This is a genomic window from Pseudoduganella sp. RAF19 (assembly GCF_052114165.1).
Classification (GTDB): domain Bacteria; phylum Pseudomonadota; class Gammaproteobacteria; order Burkholderiales; family Burkholderiaceae_D; genus Rugamonas.
Genome location: NZ_JBFREF010000006.1, coordinates 292315 through 310596 on the forward strand (window position 1 = coordinate 292315; position 18282 = coordinate 310596).

General features: G+C 62.3%; 20 protein-coding genes. 15 read left to right on the forward strand and 5 right to left on the reverse strand.

Annotated features, from left to right (window positions below; translation table 11 throughout):
- Positions 1–4 precede the first annotated feature (4 nt).
- Positions 5–220, forward strand: coding sequence for a hypothetical protein (locus AB4Z19_RS18210; RefSeq protein WP_442021708.1), 216 nt, complete (start codon positions 5–7; stop codon positions 218–220).
- Here AB4Z19_RS18210 and AB4Z19_RS18215 read toward each other — a convergent pair.
- Together AB4Z19_RS18215 and AB4Z19_RS18220 are read right to left on the reverse strand one after the other, a co-directional pair.
- The gene (locus tag AB4Z19_RS18215; protein ID WP_442021710.1) at positions 213–854 is read right to left on the reverse strand and encodes a PhaM family polyhydroxyalkanoate granule multifunctional regulatory protein; all 642 of its coding nucleotides are present in this window, start codon (positions 852–854) and stop codon (positions 213–215) included. The genes AB4Z19_RS18210 and AB4Z19_RS18215 overlap by 8 nt on opposite strands.
- A gap of 32 nt (positions 855–886) precedes the next feature.
- Positions 887–2038 carry a low temperature requirement protein A gene (locus tag AB4Z19_RS18220; protein ID WP_442021712.1) on the reverse strand — a complete coding sequence of 384 codons (1152 nt, stop codon included), beginning with the start codon at positions 2036–2038 and terminating at the stop codon, positions 887–889.
- A 93-nt stretch (positions 2039–2131) separates the two neighbouring features.
- Here AB4Z19_RS18220 and AB4Z19_RS18225 point away from each other — a divergent pair, with 93 nt between their 5' ends.
- From AB4Z19_RS18225 to AB4Z19_RS18245, 5 genes are all read left to right on the forward strand, one after another.
- The gene (locus tag AB4Z19_RS18225; RefSeq protein ID WP_442021714.1) at positions 2132–3283 is read left to right on the forward strand and encodes a DUF3108 domain-containing protein; all 1152 of its coding nucleotides are present in this window, start codon (positions 2132–2134) and stop codon (positions 3281–3283) included.
- On the forward strand, positions 3280–4014 hold the full coding sequence (locus tag AB4Z19_RS18230; RefSeq protein ID WP_442021716.1) for a DUF3108 domain-containing protein: 735 nt from the start codon (positions 3280–3282) through the stop codon (positions 4012–4014). Before AB4Z19_RS18225 ends, AB4Z19_RS18230 begins: the two co-directional genes overlap by 4 nt.
- A gap of 122 nt (positions 4015–4136) precedes the next feature.
- Positions 4137–5513: a hypothetical protein gene (locus AB4Z19_RS18235; RefSeq protein WP_442021718.1), complete on the forward strand. Its 1377-nt coding sequence runs from the start codon at positions 4137–4139 to the stop codon at positions 5511–5513.
- Positions 5506–6261, forward strand: a complete 756-nt coding sequence (locus AB4Z19_RS18240) for a hypothetical protein (protein WP_442021720.1) — start codon at positions 5506–5508, stop codon at positions 6259–6261. The genes AB4Z19_RS18235 and AB4Z19_RS18240 overlap by 8 nt, the downstream gene beginning before the upstream one ends.
- A gap of 3 nt (positions 6262–6264) precedes the next feature.
- On the forward strand, positions 6265–9084 hold the full coding sequence (locus AB4Z19_RS18245) for an ATP-binding protein (RefSeq protein WP_442021722.1): 2820 nt from the start codon (positions 6265–6267) through the stop codon (positions 9082–9084).
- 624 nt (positions 9085–9708) lie between these two features.
- Here the strand turns inward: AB4Z19_RS18245 and AB4Z19_RS18250 are convergent.
- Entirely contained in the window at positions 9709–10209 is a 501-nt protein-coding gene (locus AB4Z19_RS18250) for an Ohr family peroxiredoxin (RefSeq protein WP_442021724.1), read from the reverse strand.
- Between the two features lie 175 nt (positions 10210–10384).
- Between AB4Z19_RS18250 and AB4Z19_RS18255 the strand changes: the two genes are divergently transcribed.
- From AB4Z19_RS18255 to AB4Z19_RS18295, 9 genes are all read left to right on the forward strand, one after another.
- A complete protein-coding gene (locus AB4Z19_RS18255; RefSeq protein WP_442021726.1) occupies positions 10385–11395 on the forward strand; it encodes a LysR family transcriptional regulator in 1011 nt (336 codons plus the stop codon).
- Positions 11396–11491: 96 nt separating this feature from the next.
- On the forward strand, positions 11492–11989 hold the full coding sequence (locus AB4Z19_RS18260) for a DedA family protein (protein ID WP_442021728.1): 498 nt from the start codon (positions 11492–11494) through the stop codon (positions 11987–11989).
- Between the two features lie 100 nt (positions 11990–12089).
- A complete protein-coding gene (locus AB4Z19_RS18265) occupies positions 12090–12569 on the forward strand; it encodes a carboxymuconolactone decarboxylase family protein (protein WP_442021730.1) in 480 nt (159 codons plus the stop codon).
- A 19-nt stretch (positions 12570–12588) separates the two neighbouring features.
- A complete protein-coding gene (locus AB4Z19_RS18270; protein ID WP_442035747.1) occupies positions 12589–13005 on the forward strand; it encodes a cupin domain-containing protein in 417 nt (138 codons plus the stop codon).
- A gap of 6 nt (positions 13006–13011) precedes the next feature.
- Positions 13012–13686: a substrate binding domain-containing protein gene (locus AB4Z19_RS18275; RefSeq protein ID WP_442021734.1), complete on the forward strand. Its 675-nt coding sequence runs from the start codon at positions 13012–13014 to the stop codon at positions 13684–13686.
- Positions 13646–14389, forward strand: coding sequence for an SDR family oxidoreductase (locus AB4Z19_RS18280; protein ID WP_442021736.1), 744 nt, complete (start codon positions 13646–13648; stop codon positions 14387–14389). The genes AB4Z19_RS18275 and AB4Z19_RS18280 overlap by 41 nt, the downstream gene beginning before the upstream one ends.
- Before the next feature lie 72 nt (positions 14390–14461).
- Entirely contained in the window at positions 14462–14896 is a 435-nt protein-coding gene (locus AB4Z19_RS18285) for a thiol-disulfide oxidoreductase DCC family protein (protein WP_442021738.1), read from the forward strand.
- On the forward strand, positions 14886–15659 hold the full coding sequence (locus tag AB4Z19_RS18290; protein ID WP_442021740.1) for a DUF4166 domain-containing protein: 774 nt from the start codon (positions 14886–14888) through the stop codon (positions 15657–15659). Before AB4Z19_RS18285 ends, AB4Z19_RS18290 begins: the two co-directional genes overlap by 11 nt.
- On the forward strand, positions 15656–17095 hold the full coding sequence (locus tag AB4Z19_RS18295; RefSeq protein ID WP_442021742.1) for a TIGR01777 family oxidoreductase: 1440 nt from the start codon (positions 15656–15658) through the stop codon (positions 17093–17095). Before AB4Z19_RS18290 ends, AB4Z19_RS18295 begins: the two co-directional genes overlap by 4 nt.
- On the opposite strand, the gene AB4Z19_RS18300 is transcribed toward AB4Z19_RS18295, so the two are convergent.
- On the reverse strand, positions 17096–17569 hold the full coding sequence (locus AB4Z19_RS18300; protein WP_442021744.1) for a hypothetical protein: 474 nt from the start codon (positions 17567–17569) through the stop codon (positions 17096–17098). It abuts the gene before it with no gap.
- A gap of 122 nt (positions 17570–17691) precedes the next feature.
- Positions 17692–18222, reverse strand: coding sequence for a hypothetical protein (locus tag AB4Z19_RS18305; protein WP_442021746.1), 531 nt, complete (start codon positions 18220–18222; stop codon positions 17692–17694).
- Between the last annotated feature and the right edge of the window lie 60 nt (positions 18223–18282).

Sequence of the window (18282 nt, forward strand, 5' to 3'; positions counted from 1 at the left end):
GATCATGCGTGATATCGCCAAAGAGGTCTACAACAAGATGAAAATCGGTGCGATGGCCTGGGTACGGCCAGTCGCTGCACGGGGCGACACCATCGCCAGTTTCCAGGCCGCGCACGCGGCTGCGCAGGCCCTCGAAGAAGAAGGCCTGATCAACATCATGAAGATTGAAAGGGATGCGGAAGGCCAGATATCGGCCATCCGCATTCAGCGGCTCAATTAGGCGCTTTTGGCGGCTTGCTGCCGGCGCGCTTGGCTGCCGGCTTGCGCGCTGCGGAGGCGGCCTGTTTGGCGTCGGACGGCTCTTCGTCTTTCGCCTCGCCATCCGGTTCGGCGGCGGCAGCCTTTGGCGGCTCGGCGGCCATGGCCGTGCTCACCGCTTGCTTGAACTGCTCCTGCAGCAAATTCCACCAGACGGCGGGATTGGCCATTTGCGCGGCAGCGGCAGCGGCGGCATCGGTGGTTGATTTACTGGCTTCCGCCGTGGGTGTTTCAGGCGCGGGCGCGGGCTCGGGTTTGTGCTCGGCCGCCTTGCCATTGGCTTTCGTCGAGGACGAGGCGAATGGCGACTTGTCGCCCACCGGCTGCTGCATGGAAGCCGCCAGCGACTGGCCCATCGACTTCAGCGCTGCAATGGTGCCGCGCTGGACTTCCAGCGCCTGGATGCTACTGCGCAGCATGGTCGCGTTCAGATTCAGCCAGGACTCGACCGCCTTCAGTTCATTGATTTTCTTGTCGAGGTCATCGACCGACAAGGTAGGCGCCGCGATGCCGGGAATGTTAATGCCGGGGACGCCCATGCTGCCCCACAAGGATTTAACGAAGTCCAGCGTATCAGTCATCATGGGGTTGCTCATAAATCGGGTCTCCGAAAGGGCAAGGTCAAAGCTTAGCGTAGCACACAGCTCTCCCACACCGCAACGAGCAGCAGGACAATGACGGTGCCGGCCGTGGCCACCAGCGGCGTCAGTCCAAGCGGTGTGGCCAGCAGCGCCAGTGCAGTCATCAGGCCAACGCCTGTCATGTGCGACAGCGGCGGATAGGGACGGCTATGCGTCACCCATTTGAACAGCATGGTGCCGACCAGGAAAATCCATGGACCGCCAACAATGGCCGCCATCTGCGCCGGATTACCGTGATCGGGATGCGCCTGCAGCAGCTCATCGCCCACCGCGCTGACGATGATGCCGGCGATGATGGGCACATGCAGATAAGTATAGATATTGCGGGCATGGCGGCCCGGATCATGCGAATGCGTGATGCGGTGGTGGCCCTGTTCCGCGCCCTGATCAAAGTAGAGCCACCACATCAGCACGGAACCCAGCACCGCCAGCAGGAAGATGCCGGTATCCGCCGCGCCGAGCCGCATGTCGGCAAAGGTGGCGACCGTCACCACCAGCGACTCGCCCAGCGCGATGATGACGAAGCCCGCGCCGCGTTCCGCCATATGGTTGCCTTCCACATTCCAGTCGGCGCTGGTGGAGCGGCCCAGGCCCGGGGTCCAGAAATACAGGGGAGGTCCCAGCAGTTCGATGGCCAGCGCCACCAGCCAGAAGCCACCGCGCATCGACGATTCGTTAAAGCCGCCCAGCAGCCAGAACACGGCCGACGTCGAAGTCCAGGCCACGATGCGCAGGAAATTGCGGCGCAGGTTGGGAATATCGCGCAAGGCCCACAAGGCGAACAGGCTGCGGCCCACCTGCTGGGCCACGACGGAGCCCGCGAACAGCCAGCCGCGTGCGCCGAAGGCCTGCGGAATCGAGACGGACATCATCAGTCCCACAATCATCAGCACGAACAGCGCGCTGCGCACGGGGATGCGTTCCGGGTCCAGCCAGTTGGTGACCCAGGTCGTGTAGATCCACACCCACCACGTGGTGAGGAACATCAGGCCGACCTGCAGCGCGCCGGTCAGGCTCAGGTCTTTCAGCAGCGTGTGCGACAGCTGGGTGACCGCAAAAACGAATACCAGATCGAAAAACAGCTCGACCGCGCCGACCTTGCCGGAATCGGCCTGGCCACGAGAACGCTGCAGGGACATCTGCCTGACCTTATCAAAAATAGTTGTCAGCGGATTATGCCATCAGCCCGGCAGGTCAGCGGAAAGCGGCATGAAGACGTTACACTAGCGCCCATGACGATTGTTTCCTTCTTTTCCAGCCGCCGCCGCGTGCTTGCCCTGTGCGTGGCCACAGTGGCGCTGCATTTGGTGGCGATCGACTGGCTGGCATCCCACGTCGGCCTGGTGGACGATAACCGCAAGTTCTCACCGGCGGTGGTAAAGGCCGACCTGCGTCTGGCCTTGCCGCAGCGCGTGGCGACCGTGACGCCGGAGCCGGAAATCAAACCGCAGGAAGCTGCACCGAAACCGAAGCGTCCGCACAAGGCCAGACCCAAGCCGGCGCCTGCCCCCGAACCGCTGCCCGCGCCGGAACCGCAACCCAGCGAAGGTGCGCTGACAGCGGCAGCTACGCCTGCAGGCAACACCAGCGAATCCGCACCGCCGGCGCCGCAGACATCTCCTGCCGACCAGACGGGCGCTGCTTCCGAGCCAGCCGCAGTACAATCCGCCCAGCCGGACGCGCCGCAGCAGGAAGACGAGCCGTCAGGCATTCGCCGCTACAAAGTGAACCTGCCGCCTCCCGCGCGCTTCGAGATGGACGTGAAGCGCACCGACGCGGACGGCAAGAAGTGGAGCGGCTCCGCCAGCATGAACTGGCAGAGCGACGGCAGCACCTATAAAGTCGACCTGGAAGTCGGCATTACGGTGCTGTTCCGTATCAACGTGCTGACCGTGAACAGCGAAGGTACCGTGGACGACGGCGGCATTTCGCCCCTCACCATGCGCGAGAAGCGCCGCAACCGTTCCGAGACGGCGACCCATTTCAATCAGAAGGAAAGGCGCATCACCTTCTCGGCCAGCGACCGCAGCTATCCTCTGCTGGCCGGAACGCAGGACAAGGCCACCGTGCCCTTCCAGCTGGCAGCGATTGGCCGCGCCGATGTCAACCAATTCGGGGGGGACATCGATATTCTGGTTGGAGAAGATAAAAGCGCCACCATCTACCGATTCCAGCTGGTGGGCGAAGAAGAACTGGAAACGGACATGGGCAAGCTGATTACCTGGCGCCTGACCCGTCCACCCAAGCCGGGCAGCTATAGCGCGCGGCTGGACATCTGGCTGGCGCCGTCGCTGAACTTTTATCCGGTGCAGATCCGGAACACGGAAGGCAATGGCGCGGTGACCACCGAGACCGTGACCAAGATTTTGAAGGAAGAACAATGAAGAACACATTCATCGCCGCCGCCATGCTGACGCTGGCCATGGGCGCCCAGGCAGCGGACCATCCCGTGGTCAAGCGCGGCTTCAACCTGCCGCCATCCGCCGAACTGGTGTACTCGGTCAAGGGCAGCAACCACGGCATCCCGCTGAGCGGCACCGGCACGGTCAACTGGCGCCAGGGCGAGGGCAAATACACGCTAACCACCGAGGCGCGCTCCGCCCTGTTCGGCAAGGTGCTGGACTACCGCAGCGAAGGCGCGGTCGACGACTACGGCCTGGCGCCCGCCACCTATTATGAAAAGCGCATCCGCAAGGACCCGACCACCACCACCTTCAACCGCGAATCGAAGCAGATCGAATTCCAGGGTGGCGAGCCGGCTTTCCCGCTGAAGGGCGGAGAACAGGACCGCAGCAGTGCGCAATGGCAGCTGGTGTCGCAAGCGCGCCACGCTCCGGACCAATTCAAGCCGGGCACGGAGTGGGCTTTTTTCACGGCCGGCCGCAAGGATGCGGAGGTGTGGAGTTTCAAAGTCGTGGGTCCGGAAACCCTGCAAACGGGTGCCGGTGAGCTCAAGGTCGTGCACTTCGTCAAAGCGCCGCCCAAGCGCGACGCGGGTCAGCAGGTGGACCTGTGGCTGGCGCCGGGACTGGAATGGTATCCCGTCAAAATCCGCTTCATGGAAGAGAACGGCGATTCCTTCGAGCAACTTCTCGAAAAAGTCAACCGCAAATAGCAACACCCGGCCTGATATACTGACGCCCCCGCCATACGGCCGGGCCAAGCCGGTAAATGGGGACGCAACACATTTACGCGGTAATGTGTTACGTCCCCATTTACCGGGATTATCGGAGTGCAATGATTGACTTAATGGCAAGTGCGGCCACGGCTGCCGACGCAAACCCGACTGAGCAAGAGCAGCAGGATGCCCTGCAGGCCCACTTCCAGCCCCACATTTCAGCAGACGAGATTGAGCAAGTCTTCCATCTGAAGCGCGCACAGCCTTTGCTGCAGGTCTTCACGGCCCTGTTCCACGGCGGCTTTGAGGGTGTGCTGGTGCGCCTGCTCGTGCTGCGCGAGCTGGCGAACGACACCACCACCTCGTTCTATTCGCGCGCCGATATCAATACCAAGCTGGCCTATCTGCTGCCGGAAAGCCTGGAAACGGTGCTGATCCGCTTGCGTTCGAACGGGCTGCTGGCCTGGGATGCACAACAGACCGTCTACCGCGTCACCCCCATGGCGCGCAACGTGCTGTCGGCCATCGACGGCCTGCTGGCGCTGGCGCAGCCGGACGACGATGCCGAAATGGGCTTCCTGCTGTCGCAGGTGGCGGGCGCACAGGCCGTGGGCGGCGTCACCAGCGAGCAGCTGCAGCATCTGCTGGGCCGCCTGGTGGACCTGACCGAAGAATTCCGCGACGCCATCGCTTCCGGTTCCGAATTCCGCCTGCGCGAGTCGCAGGCGAAGTGGCACCAGGCTTGCGACTGGGTGGAGAAGGGCAGCGAGATCCTGCGCGCCATCACTTCCGACGAAAACGCGGACAGCGCCACGCACAAGGCGGCGCAAGCCATCGGCCGCGCCCAGTCGCAGCTGTTGAATATGCAGGGCATGTTCTCGCGTGCCCTGAACCAGATCGAGCGCCAGCGTGTGCACCTGGGCCAGTCCGGCCTGTCCACCACGGACATCAAGCGCTGGCTGCTGGAGCACGAGGACCTGGCCTCGCTGGCGGAAGACGCGATTGATCAGCCGGTGAAGCCGCTGTTCGTCACGCCCGCTGAAATGATCGACGTAGCAGAAACAGAATTAATGACGGAACGTGCCAATAACAATGGGCTGAATGGCCTGCCTGCCGGCCAGGACGCGCCGACCACGATCAACGATTCCCCGGCCATGCAGAAGGAGCTGGACGACTGGCTCGCACGCCTGTCCGACTTCGCGCAGCTGAACAACTTCCCGAGCGTGGCCGAAGAGTCGCCGCGCGAAATACAGGCGCACGAAGCGCTGCTGCCGGCGTCGTTTGCCGTGGCCTCGTACCGCGCCTCGCTGCTGCCGCTGCTGGGCGATGAAGCCGAAGCGTCCATGCAGGGCGCCACCGCGGACTTCGCGCGCCTGCCGGTGCAGTTCCAGCCTGCCGATGAAATGATCGAGCTGCCTGACCTTGAGGTCGCCGCCATGTCCATGGCCGCGTTGTCCCTCCAACTGAAAGATGAAAGCGGCAAGGCCGATGAATGACGATTCCCAAATCCTGATCGCGCGCCTGATGACGCATCAGACGCTGCGCCGCGACGATAAGCTGGTCAAGCGTGCCTTGTCCGATGAATTGTTCCGCGCTGAAGTGGATGCGCGCCTGACTGCCTGCGGCCTGAAGCTGCTGGATAACGTCTACGCCGACCACGTCACCCTGGCCCTGCACCGCGCCATCGAGCCGAAAGTGTTCGGCGCGCGCGACGTATGGCAGAACAATAACTTCGGCCTGGCGCGCGATGGCGTGGCCTTGCTGGTGGTGCTGTGGGCGCTGATCATCCTGCCCAAGCGCGAGCGCCAGGAAACCCACCAGGCGGCGGACGATGACCAGAACGATATGTTCGGCACCGAGAAGCCGGTGCCGCGCGCGGAAGACACTTCCATCGGCATTCCGTACAAGGCCCTGCTGGCCGACTTCGGCGACAAGCTAGGCAAGAAGACCCGTATGGACATGAACCTCGGTATTCTCGGCAAGCTCGGTTTCATCGAGCGCCGCGGCGACATCATCGTCGAAGGCCCGCTGCTGGACTTGCTGATGGATACCGACCTGCTGAAAGAACGCATCATCAACGGCGCGCTGGCCGACGTGTTCAAGCGCGCACCGGCGCAGGTTGTGCACATTCCGCGCGAAGTGCTGGCCGAAGCGGCCGCCGCAATCGACAACGCCGCCGCCGTCGAGGAGACGCCGGCCGCACCGGAAGCCGATGCTTCGACCGATACCCCGAACGAGGACTGATCCATGTTCCACATTAAATCTCTCGAATTAGTCCACTGGGATTACTGGCAGCGCATCAAGAACATTCCGCTCGATGCCAAGATCATCACCATCGCAGGCCAGAACGGCTCTGGCAAGACCACCTTGCTGGATGCGATGCGTACCCTGTTCGGCCTCGATTGCTCGATGGGCCGCACCTACAAGCACTACGCCCGCCACAGCGGCCAGCAGACCGCATGGCTGCGCTCCGTGGTGGACAACCGCGCCGTGGGCAAGCAGCTGTCGAACCGGCCGTTCCGGCACAGCGGTTTCTTCGCCGACGATGAAGTGACCCTGTTCTGCAAGGTCGAAAAGAACGGCGGCGACTGGAAGCGCCAGTACCTGATGCGCCCGGGGAATGTGGACATCGAAGAAGTCACCGAAGCCAACGACTGGCTGGGTGTGGAGAACTACCGCAAGCGTCTGGCGCAAGCCGGCCTGTCGCCCGCGATGGCCAAAGTGCTGGCGCTGGAGCAGGGCGAAACGGACAAGCTGTGCGAATACGCGCCGCGCCAGCTGCTGGATCTGGTGTTCCAGGTCTTCGGCGACAAGGAAGTGCTGGACGCGTACGACGAAGCGAAGCGCCACCAGCGCGATACGGAAGAAGAGCTGAAGCGCTTCGAGTCCGAACTGGAAGGCTCCAAGACCAATCTGGAAGGCCTGCGTCTGCGCGTGGCCAACTATCACCAGTGGGAAACGCTGCACAAGGAACGCCGCAACCTGCAGGAAGAAGTGTTGCCATCGCTGGAGTATCACGAGGCGCGCGAAAAGGCGAACAACAACAGCAAGCAGCTGCGCGAAGCGCGCAAGCCGCTGGCGCAAGCCGACCAGCAGCTGGCGGACAAGCGCAATGAACTGGCACGCCAGGCCAAAGCGCTGCAGGACGCGCAGCAGCAGGAAACCCTGCTGGAGCAGGAACAGACCGTGCTGCAATCGCGCCTGAACCAGCTGAATACGAAACTGAAGCCGCTGGAATCGCTGGCTGAACAGAAGCAGCGTCTGCAAAAGCTGGCCGCGGAATCGGGCGCCGATGTGGCCGATGCTGCTGCGCAGCTGGAAGAGAAGGAAGCGGAACTGGCCAAGCTGCGCGGCTCGCGTGACGCCGTGTCCGCACGCATCGCACAGGACAAGGCCACCATCGCCGCGCTGCAAGGCAAAACCGCCATGCCGGAGCCGGACAATGTGCGCGCCATGCGCCGTGCGCTGCGCGATGCGAACATCCCGCATGCCATGCTGTCCGATATCGTGGAAGTCACCGATCCGAAATGGCAGGGCGCCGTCGAAGGCGTGCTGGGTGGCTATGCCTCCGTGGTGCTGCTGGAGCGCTCCTCCGATGCCTCCGCTGCTTACCGCCTGGCGGAGAAGGAACGCTATCGCCACTTCATCGTGCCGGATTGCGTGAAAGCGCACGAGCCGAAGAATCAGAGCCTGCTGTCGGTTGTGCGTTTTTCTGGCCTGGCGCCGGAATGGCTGATCGACCAGCTGTCGCGCATCACGCGCGTGGAGTCGGTGGAAGACGGCGCAAAGCTGGGCAATATCGAAGAATGGATCACGCCGGACGCTTACCACAAGGAGCGCCGTGGTGGCCGTTCGCTGTTTGTTGAAGCATCGCGCTACCGCTTCGGCTCCGCGGGTAAGACCCAGCGTATGGACGCGATCCAGAAAAACCTGCCGAATCTGGAAGCGGAAGAAGACAAGTTCACCCTGCAGATTTCCAAGCTGGCTTCCGAAACCAGCGCACTGAAAGCCCGTGTGGCAGGCGTGGACGCGGTGAAGGAACTGTCGGCACGTACCGAGGAATTCGACGAAGCCGCCCGCGCCGCAGTACCGCTGCGCGCCGAGCGCCTGGAAGTCGGTTCGCGCCTGGGCGAGCTGCAAGGCCTGATGAAGAATGCCACCGTGACCCGTACCCGTGCGGACACCAGCTGGCAGTCGGCGCGCATGGCGCTGTCCGAAGGCGAAGCGGGCATGCGCCTGAACCACAAGCGTCAGCTGGAGCAGCGCTCCGACCACGCACGCGCCTTGCTGGCGCTGCGCCGCCAGTGGCGCCACCTGCCGCCGGCCTGGAAGGGTACCGCACGCCGCCTGGCCCTGGTCGCCCAGCACCAGAACGCGCACCAGGTCGACCTGCGCGTCGCCAGCCTGCAGTCCTCGTTGGCACGCGACGACTGGGAACTGGATGCAACCGTGATCGATCAGTACCAGCGCCTGAACGACCAGCTGTCGAACCGCAAGACCGAAACGGAAGAGCGCCGCTACCAGAACAACCGCGCCATCGAAGCGACCGCCAATGCGCGCGGCGCCTACATCGAGCGTCTGCGCTACACGATCAAGACCTACACGGCCAACATCAAGGAACTGGGCCAGCTGGCGAACATCGAAGTACACGCCGATCCGGTCAAGCTGGAAAACGACGACCTGCTGCTGGCGCAAGCCGGCCTGCATGTGCGCTTCAAGTTCGACGGCAAGGGTCCGATTGGCCTGAACGACGGCGAAGCGTCTGGCGGCCAGCAGGTGATGAAGTCGCTGGTGCTGCTGATTGGCCTGCTGAAGTCCGACGAAGGTTCCGGCGGCTTCGTGTTCATCGACGAACCGTTTGCCCACCTGGACATCCGCAACATCCAGCTGGTCGGCGAGTTCCTGAAGAACACCGATGCCCAGTACCTGATGACGACGCCGCTGACGCACAACACCGACGTCTACGATCCTTCCGAACTGACGCTCATCACGAGCAAAAAGAAGAAGGACACGCAGTGGGCGCAGCCGATCTTCGTGCTGCAGCGCCGCCAGCAGCAAGCGGCATAATGAAAAAGCCCGGGCGATCCTGGGCTTTTTTCATGGATGGGTTAAGGTAAGATGGACGGTCCTGCTGCACGATCCTTGGTGTATTTCGACCTGAAAGCGATAAACCATGACATCGAACAAGCAATCCACTGGCCCTGCCGCCGTACCGGCAATACGCCGGCCTCCCAATGTCCCTGCGCCGTTTCGACCTGGCTTGCCGCTCAGGCGCTCAAGCCGGTTGGCCCAGTGTTCCTGGGCCGATATCGCCAGGGGCGGTCCTGCACCTGCAGCCGCCGCACCGCCTCCAGCGGTTGTGGTGGCGCCAGCTCCCGCACCGGCGCCTGCCCCGGTAGCGGCTCCAGGGCCGGATCGCATTGTCATTCTGGGTTCCGCGCGCCGTCATTACCGCGACGGATGGGGCGCGCGATATGGCATCCGGAACGATAGCCAGCTCAGGACTGAGGTATGGAGTCTGTGGCCTGACAATCCCTACGTCGGCCAGCGCATCGACGGAGCTTTAATGCAGGGCTGTAACCTGAAATTCCGAATGGAGCGCCGAGCCGATCGCGGATGGACCGCTGTCGTCTATCATTGCGGTCCATCGCTTTTCTCTTGATTGACAACGGGCTGGCGCCGCCAGCGTTTTTATTCGTCGCTGTGCAGCGCGATCACGCTGACGATGCCCTGTCTGGCCATTTTGGCGTAAGGGCAGAAGCGTTCGGTGGCGCGCACCAGCTGTTCGGCGATGGCGCGCTCGACGCCCGGCAGATGGACGCGGATGTTGGCAGTCAGGTTGTACAGGCCATCGACCGGATCGCGGCCAAAGGTCACCGAAGCATCGACCGTCGCATCCTTCAGTTCAATACCGTTCTTGGCGGCGAGCAGCATGAGGGCGCCGTGGAAGCAGGAGGCATAGCCTGCTGCGAACAGCTGCTCCGGATTGGTTCCGCCACCTGCGCCGCCCATTTGCTCGGGCAGGCGCAATTCCAGATCGAGGCTGCCGTCATCGGAGCGCACCACACCGGAGGCCCTGGCATGCGCCGCTTCACCACCTGTCACACGAACGCGGCCCGTGTAGATTTCTTCGAATTCGGAGCCTCGGAATTTATCGAGCAAGGTCAAAGGAGGCCGGGCGGGTTTGTCCATTCAGTTGATCCATTCATAGTCACTAGCTATTTTAAGCACATTGTGCGCGACAAAGTAGTCCTCTTCCGGGACGCATGATGTTGAGTTTTTGGCGACAATCCCTGCTGCGATCAATTATTAGTAAGTTCATCGTATTACCTTGTAATTGACCTCATCTAAGGGTATAACGTAGCGCATGCTCATCACGCCCTCGTTGACGACTGCTTCCCCTGCAGCCGGCGAAGACTCGCTGGCGTCTAGCTTCGCCACCAGCTATGCGGGAGTGATTGCCTTCCTGGCGGTGGTGAGCGAGGGCAGTTTTGCCAAGGCCGGCGACCGGCTTGGTATTGGCCGTTCGGCCGTGAGCCGCAATGTCCAGAAGCTGGAGGCGCAACTCGATACGCGCCTCTTCCTGCGTACCACGCGCAGCACCGCTCTGACGCCGGAAGGTGAACTCTTCTATCAGAACTGCAATCCCGGCGTGGAGCGCATCGTCCAGGCGCTGGAAGATATGCGCGAGCTGCGCCAGGGCCCGCCGCGTGGCCAGCTGCGCGTCTGTTCGACCGCGGGCTTCGGCCGCAAGGTGATTGCGCCGCTGCTCAACGGCTTCCACGCCAGTTATCCCGGTATTGCGCTCGACTTTATGCTGAAGGACGGTCCCGTCGATTTCACGATGGAGCGCATCGACATTGCCTTCCGCGACGGCAAAATGGACGATAGCCAGGTCGTGGCCAAGCAGCTGATCCCGATGCAGATGGTGGTGTGTGCTTCGCCCGAGTACGCGAAGGAGCATGGCCTGCCATGTTCTATCGAAGACCTGAGCCAACATCGCTGCATCAATTACCGCCTGGCTTCGGGCCGCATTGCGGAGTGGGAGTTCAAGGTTGGTGGCATGTGCCAAAAGGCCACTCCGCGCGCGCAGCACATCTTCAACTGCGCTGAACTGATGGTGCAGGCAGTGCTGGACGGACGCGGCATCGCCCAGCTGCCGGCTTATCAGGTCAGCGCACTGCTGCGCGATGGCCGTCTGCTTTCCTGCCTGGCGCAGTACGTACCGGACGACCGCGGCCACTACGCCTGTTATCTCAGCCGCAAACATCTTCCGGCGCGTATCCGCGTCTTCATCGACTACATGACCGAGCAAATCCGCGCGCTGGATCTGGACTGCTCCGCCTCGGAACTCGTGCCTCTCACCTTCTGCGCCTGATTGTCCCCCGAATGACAACACGGTGAGTCCCGGCGCGGGGCTTCCGCCGATCATGCGCCGCGCCTACGCTTGCTGCAGCAAACGGAGGAGAACATCATGTGGTCGCACGAGTTAATGGCTCGCTACGGCGTGCTGATTGTATTCATCAATGTCTTTGCTTCCTCGCTGGGATTGCCCCTGCCCGCCACGCCAACGCTGATGATGGCTGGTGCCGCCATCGCCCTGGCAGCGGATGGCCTGTCTTCTGGCTCGCTGCAATTCGTGGCGCTGGTCGCATCCGCCGTGGTCGGAGGCGCGCTGGCAGACTTCTTCTGGTTCCACGGCGGCCGGCGCTTCGGTGCGCAGCCGTTCGGCAGGCTGCTGACGGAGCGGAAAATCGACATCGAGCGCCTATGGGGACGCAGAGGCGTTCGTGTGCTGCTCATCGCGCGTTTTATTCCGGGGCTGGCATTTTTTTCGGTACTGCTGTGCGGCGCCAAAGCCGTCCGACCGCGCTCCTTTGTCCTGCATGACTGCGCGGGCATTGGGCTGTGGGCGCTGGCGGCGCTATCGGCTGGCGCAGTGTCGGCATCGGCCCTGATTGGTGCGCCGTAGACAACATTGTGAGTACGTTGGCGTGTCTTCCGCCGCAGCTGATGCCCTCCTACTATGCAATCGCGGCACCCCAATCCAACCATTCTTGAAGGAGATCATCATGACTCAGCGACTCAACTACATGCAGCAGTCTTCTCAGCTGTTCAAGAAGTTCCTGGAGTTTAGCAATGTGCTGAAAGAAGGCGCGATCGAGCAATCGATCCGTGACCTGATTTCCATCCGCGCCTCGCAGATCAATGGCTGCGCCTTCTGCCTCGACATGCATGTGAAGGAAGCGAAGATTCATGGCGAGCGTGAACTGCGCATCCATCATCTTGCGGCTTGGCGCGAGTCCACGCTATTCCAGCCGCGCGAACGCGCCGCGCTGGCTTGGACCGAAGTGCTGACCAAGCTGCCGGAGCACGGCGTGCCGGACGAGATTTACGATCGCGTGCGCTCGCAGTTCTCGGAAAAGGAACTGTCCGACCTGACCTTCGACGTCATGGCGATCAACGGCTGGAACCGCGCCAACGTCGCCTTCCGCTCCGTGCCCGGTTCGGCCGACACGGCTTGGGGCCTCGACAAGGCAAATCTTTCTTGATCACCCGGGAGAACACACTATGATCTCCTTCAAACACGCTGCGCTGGCGCTTTGCGCCACCCTGATTGCATCGCAAGGCTTTGCTCACCGCGGGCCGGTCAACGCCATCGTCTCGCCGGTGATGAACAAGGCGCTGAGCGACTACCCCGGCAAGGAAGCCGAGATGATTACGGTCGAATATCCGCCCGGCGCCCAAGACCCCGTGCATCGCCATAACGCGCATGGCTTCATCTATGTGCTGGAAGGTTCGATCATCATGCAGGTGAAAGGCGGCAAGGAAGTGACGCTGACGCCCGGCCAATCGTTCTACGAAGGCCCGGCCGATGTGCATACGGTGGGACGCAACGCCAGCAAGACCAAGCCGGCGAAGTTCCTCGTGCTGCTGCTGAAAGAGAAGGGCGCGCCTATCTTCATTCCCGAACCAGGCGGGCACTAAGTCCGAATGGCAGCACTGCAAGGCCACCTGCGCATCCTCGCATCGCCGGGATGCGGTCGCCGGATTGTGGCGCCGCTGCTGGCCGGCTTTCACGCGCAGCATCGTCAGCTTGTCGTGGAGCTGCTGTTACGCGAGCAGCCGGCGGACTTCACGAAAGACCGCATCGACGTGTCGTTCGGCGAGCAGCGCCTGATACGGCAAGGCGTGCTGGTGCAGCAGCTGATGGCGGTGCCGACCATCGTCTGCGCTTCATCGGCATACGCGCGCATGCATGGTTTGCCGCAGCAAATGGATGAACTGGGCCGGCATCGCTGCATCAGCTTCAGAACCGCGGCCGGTTATATCCAGGCTTGGGAATTCAGGATCAACGGTCTGGCTCAACGTTGGCGGCCGATGGCGCAGCATACTTTTAACGACCTGGACATGCTGGTGCAGGCGGTAAGCGCAGGCCTTGGCATCGCCCAGCTCCCGGCGTATCTGGTGAGCAGCCTGCGCGCTGAAGGAAAGCTGGTCACCTGTCTTTCGCAATTCGCGCCGGAGGATGGCGCTCTGTATCTCTCGTATCAAAAACAGCAAGACCTGCCCGCACGCATCCGTGCGTTTGCGGAATACATGACCCCTTTAATCAAGGAGAAATATCATGAAGATTGTTGTCATCGGTGGGACGGGATTAATCGGTAGCAAAGTCGTGGCGCAACTGCGCGCCCAAGGTCACGAGGTGCTTGCTGCCGCGCCAGCAACGGGCATCAACACCGTCACGGGCGAAGGCTTGAGCGAGGCGATGGCGAACACGCATACCGTGATTGACCTGGCGAATTCACCTTCGTTCGAAGATGCGGCCGTGCTGGAATTCTTTGAAACGTCCGGCCGCAATCTGTTCGCAGCTGAACGTGCCGCGGGCGTTAAACACCATATTGCGCTGTCGGTGGTTGGTACCGACCGCTTGGCGCAAAGCGGCTACTTCCGCGGCAAGATTGCGCAGGAGAAGCTGATTCGCGAATCGGGCGTGCCGTACACGATCGTGCACTCGACGCAGTTCTTTGAGTTCCTGGGCGGTATTGCGCATTCCGGCAGCGAGGGCGATAGCATCCGCATGTCGCCGGCTTTCTTCCAGCCGATTTCCTCGGACGATGTGGCAACTGCCGTCGCCGAATTCGCACTCCGCGCGCCGCGCAACGGCATCATGGAGATTGCCGGTCCGGAGCGCGTGCGCTTGTCGGATATGGTGAAGCGCTATCTGCGCGTTACCAATGACAAGCGCAGCGTGATCGAAGACGCGACCGCACGCTACTTCGGCGCCGAACTGCGCGACGACACGCTGATGCCCGGCAGCGGCGCGCATCTGGGAACAATTAACTTCGATTCCTGGTTCAGCAAGGCGTAAAAAAGAAGGGGTTGGTTGACAATCCCTTCTTTTTGGTCTTTAATTTCTGTAACAACAGAAATTAAAGAAAACATGAGTACGCACCTCACCCTGTTCTACGACGGCAATTGCCCTCTTTGCCTGCGCGCCATGCACAGTCTGCGGCGCGCCGACCGCCAACTTGCATTGGCCTTCGTCGACATCGCCGCTCCCGGCTTCGATCCCGCGCCGCTTGGCGTCACCATGACCGCGCTGAACGCCGAAATGCACGCCCTGCGCGCCGACGGCACGCTGCTGCGTGGTACGGACAGCATCCTTGCCGCGCACGCGCTGGTCGGCCGTGCATGGCTGGTGTGGCCACTGCGGATTACACTGCTGCGTCCCGCGCTCAGTGCCGGCTACCGCTGGCTGGCCCGCAACCGCCTGCGCATCTCACGCCTGCTTCGCCTGCGCCCGACGGCGCGCGCCACGGCCTGCGAAGGCAACGCTTGCCGCATTTACTTTGGAGACGCTCATCATGGAACGTAAATGGCTGATGCGCTGGCTTTACGCAGCTGCTGTCCTCCACATTGCCGTTGGGCTGGCACTTCCGCTGCTGGCCGGCGCGCCCATGCTGGACGCTTATCACACCCTCATCGCGAAAGGCTTTTCGCCGGCCGTCAGCCACGCCCAGCAAGCCTGGTGGATCGCGCTGTTCGGTCCGACCATCCAATGCGTCGGCGTGCTGATGCTGGCCCTGACCTGCTTCGGCGACACGCGCCGTGAGCCGTCGGCCTGGCTGTGGCTGATCGCCAGCCTGCTGCTATGGGCGCCGCAAGACATGCTGATCTCACTGCGCGCCAGCGTCTGGCCAAACCTATGGATCGACGTGATCACACTGGCGCTGCTGCTGCCACCTTTGCTGCGGCTGTACCGCATCGATTCGCGCGTTGCGTCCGAGCATGGCGCGGTAGGCGAGGGAGAGCTGTTCCGCAAGATCCTCGGCGCTGAATGGAGCAAGCTGCATCCCGACATCCAGACCCGCTTCACTAAGAACCCGGAGCCGGGCAAGCCGCTGCTGTACTACGGCGCGCTGAGTGAACTGAGTGCCTCACGCATCGGCAAAGTGCTAGGCTGGCGCATACCGCTGCCCGGCCTGCTCACTCCCGGCAAAACCTATCTCTGGCATCACAATGAAGCGCCGAACCGCTTCAATATTCGCATCGAAATCCGCCACGCGCTGTTTGGCCTGATGTTCACGCAGGTGGGTGTCTTCCAGGAGCGCCACGCGGCCGAGAAGGAGGCAGCATGAGCACTCGCACGCTTGCCCTGCAGCTGATGGCATTCCAGGGCTGCCTGGGTGCATTCGACACTATCTACCACCATGAACTGACCGAAGCGCTGCCGCAGCGTGCCACGGCCCGCCGCGAGCTGGCGATTCATTCCGTGCGCGCACTGATATACGGCCTGCTGTTCATTGGCCTCTCCGCCTGGATCTGGCAGGGCGCGTGGACCTGGGCGCTGCTGGCGCTGTTCGTAGTCGAAATCGGCTTGACGCTGTGGGATTTCGTCATCGAAGATCAGACCCGAATGCTGCCGGCCACCGAGCGTGTCACGCACACGGTCCTGGCCATTAACGGAGGCGCCTTCATTTGCCTGCTGGCGCTGGCCGCGCCGGAATGGCTGCGTGCAGACACCGGCTTCACCTATGCGCCGCTTGGCATATTGAGCGTCTTCCTTGCGCTATGCGGCGTCGGCGTGATGGCCTCCGGCATCCGCGACGGCATCGTCGCACGCAATACGCCGGCTGCCGATGCGGCGGCGGTGCGCTTCACCGGCCCGCCGCAGACCGTGCTGATTACCGGGGCCACCGGCTTCGTCGGCCATGCCCTGGTGCCGGCACTGGTCGCCAGCGGCCATCGCGTGATCGTGCTGACGCGCGATGCGCGTAAGGCTGCCGCGGACTTCAATGGCGCCGTACGCGCCGTCAGCAGCATGCAGGAGCTGCCACCCAGTGAACGTATCGACGTCGTGATCAATCTGGCCGGCGCACGCATCCTCGGCTGGCGCTGGACGGAGAAGCGCAAGGCCACGCTGCGCCGCAGCCGTGTCGCGCTGACGGACAAAGTGGTGGACTGGATCGCCGCTGCCGAAAACAAACCGCGCCTGATGATCAGTGCGTCCGCGATCGGCTATTACGGCATCCAGCCGCAAGACGACGCGCGGGCGCTGGACGAAAACGCCGCGCCGCAAAACATCTTCATGTCCCAGCTTTGCCAGGAATGGGAGGAAGCCGCCCAGCGCGCCAGTGCTTACGGTGTGGCCGTGGCGCGTACGCGCTTTGGCGTGGTGTTCGGACATGGCGGTGGCGCGCTGCCGATGATGCTGCTGCCGATTCGTTTGGGCCTCGGTGGCCCGATGGGCACTGGCCGTCAGCGTGCCTCGTGGATTCATCTGCACGATCTGATCCGCGCCATGGCCCATGTGTGGGAACAGCCGGATGCCGGCGGCGCCTGGAACTTCACGGCGCCGCACTGCCCGACGCAACAGGAATTTGCCTGCACGGCGGCGCGCATCGCGCATCGTCCTTGTTTCATGCCGACACCGGCATGGCCGGTTCGTCTCATGCTGGGCGAGCAGGCGGACCTGCTGCTGGAAGGTCAGAACGTGGCGCCAGCGCGCCTGCTCGCAACGGGATTTGGCTTCCGCTATCCAGCCATGGACGCGGCCTTGCAAAACTTGATGTAGTCAGCTCAGGATGTCATCCAGCTCGCGGCGCAGCTGCAGCGCATGCGGGCGTCCCTTGGCGCGAACGGTCATTTCGAAGAAAGGAATGCGCAGTTCGCGCAGCTCGTCGATGTTCGACGCCTTTTCCACCTTCAGCTGCAAGCTCAGGCCACGCATGCCGAGGGTCGGCTTGATGGTGCGTGTGTAGAACTCGTAGGCCGCGCGGAATTGCTCGGCCAGCGTGGCAGGATCGGGCGGCGGCGGGTCTTCGGCCGGCGGATCGAACTTCGGCTGGGCAGGCTCGATGAAGCCCTCATCCAGCAGGGTCTGCACATTGGCCTCGCTCAAGCCCAGCCCCGACACTTTCGGCAGCAACTCGTCGATGGCATGACGCCCATCAATCATCACCAGCAGCGACCTCATCCGGGGCGCCAGATGATGGCAACGTGAAGCAATCTCCTCCCGTCCCTTGACGGTTTTATCGTAGATAGCCATGGGAAGTTTCCTATTGGAATTATTTTTTCCCAATTTACCTCAGATTTACTAAAAAAGCATCACTACAGATGTGAAGTTACAACAGTATGACATCGCGAAAATTTAATCTTGCAATGAAGACATTATTCCTGGCCGGGCAGCGCCTTGTGGTTCATGCGCCAGCGGAGCATGCCGATAGAGTAGATGGCGAAGTAGCCGGCGAAGAGGCCGAAGGTGATGACGGTGAGAGGATGCTGCATGACTTCGTCGTGCGAGATCACTTTGGGGAACTGGGACTGGCGGTTCAGGTAGAACTCGACCGCGATCTGCAGCACGCGGGCCAGGAACAGCATGCAGATGACCATGCCGGTGCGCAGGTGAGGTGTAAAGAAGAAGCCGCGTTCATTGATTTCGAAGCGGGTCTTTTTCAGGCTGAACACGGCCAGCCAGCCGCCGCACAGGGCAGCGGTGCCCAGCAACGATACCGACAGCACGTTATGCGTCATGGAGCTGGCGGAGGAGGCCAGTACGATGGGGAAGAAAATCGCCCCGGCGTAGTGCTTCCACATCACCGACTGCTGGCGCGCAAACACCATGCGCAGGCGCGAATAGGTGCGCCACACCAGCATGGGGATCAGGATGAGCAGGACTACGGTGGTGACAGTCAGTTCCATAAACAGGTTCGTGCGGAAAAAGAAGGATTGTACATTGCGGCGTAAAATAGGCGCTCATGC

Bases quoted from the DNA above. Each gene is read 5' to 3' on its own strand.
- AB4Z19_RS18210 (WP_442021708.1), top strand. From the start codon at position 5: ATGCGTGATATCGCCAAAGAGGTCTACAACAAGATGAAAATCGGTGCG.
- AB4Z19_RS18215 (WP_442021710.1), bottom strand. From the start codon at position 854: ATGAGCAACCCCATGATGACTGATACGCTGGACTTCGTTAAATCCTTG.
- AB4Z19_RS18220 (WP_442021712.1), bottom strand. From the start codon at position 2,038: ATGTCCCTGCAGCGTTCTCGTGGCCAGGCCGATTCCGGCAAGGTCGGC.
- AB4Z19_RS18225 (WP_442021714.1), top strand. From the start codon at position 2,132: ATGACGATTGTTTCCTTCTTTTCCAGCCGCCGCCGCGTGCTTGCCCTG.
- AB4Z19_RS18230 (WP_442021716.1), top strand. From the start codon at position 3,280: ATGAAGAACACATTCATCGCCGCCGCCATGCTGACGCTGGCCATGGGC.
- AB4Z19_RS18235 (WP_442021718.1), top strand. From the start codon at position 4,137: ATGATTGACTTAATGGCAAGTGCGGCCACGGCTGCCGACGCAAACCCG.
- AB4Z19_RS18240 (WP_442021720.1), top strand. From the start codon at position 5,506: ATGAATGACGATTCCCAAATCCTGATCGCGCGCCTGATGACGCATCAG.
- AB4Z19_RS18245 (WP_442021722.1), top strand. From the start codon at position 6,265: ATGTTCCACATTAAATCTCTCGAATTAGTCCACTGGGATTACTGGCAG.
- AB4Z19_RS18250 (WP_442021724.1), bottom strand. From the start codon at position 10,209: ATGGACAAACCCGCCCGGCCTCCTTTGACCTTGCTCGATAAATTCCGA.
- AB4Z19_RS18255 (WP_442021726.1), top strand. From the start codon at position 10,385: ATGCTCATCACGCCCTCGTTGACGACTGCTTCCCCTGCAGCCGGCGAA.
- AB4Z19_RS18260 (WP_442021728.1), top strand. From the start codon at position 11,492: ATGTGGTCGCACGAGTTAATGGCTCGCTACGGCGTGCTGATTGTATTC.
- AB4Z19_RS18265 (WP_442021730.1), top strand. From the start codon at position 12,090: ATGACTCAGCGACTCAACTACATGCAGCAGTCTTCTCAGCTGTTCAAG.
- AB4Z19_RS18270 (WP_442035747.1), top strand. From the start codon at position 12,589: ATGATCTCCTTCAAACACGCTGCGCTGGCGCTTTGCGCCACCCTGATT.
- AB4Z19_RS18275 (WP_442021734.1), top strand. From the start codon at position 13,012: ATGGCAGCACTGCAAGGCCACCTGCGCATCCTCGCATCGCCGGGATGC.
- AB4Z19_RS18280 (WP_442021736.1), top strand. From the start codon at position 13,646: ATGAAGATTGTTGTCATCGGTGGGACGGGATTAATCGGTAGCAAAGTC.
- AB4Z19_RS18285 (WP_442021738.1), top strand. From the start codon at position 14,462: ATGAGTACGCACCTCACCCTGTTCTACGACGGCAATTGCCCTCTTTGC.
- AB4Z19_RS18290 (WP_442021740.1), top strand. From the start codon at position 14,886: ATGGAACGTAAATGGCTGATGCGCTGGCTTTACGCAGCTGCTGTCCTC.
- AB4Z19_RS18295 (WP_442021742.1), top strand. From the start codon at position 15,656: ATGAGCACTCGCACGCTTGCCCTGCAGCTGATGGCATTCCAGGGCTGC.
- AB4Z19_RS18300 (WP_442021744.1), bottom strand. From the start codon at position 17,569: ATGGCTATCTACGATAAAACCGTCAAGGGACGGGAGGAGATTGCTTCA.
- AB4Z19_RS18305 (WP_442021746.1), bottom strand. From the start codon at position 18,222: ATGGAACTGACTGTCACCACCGTAGTCCTGCTCATCCTGATCCCCATG.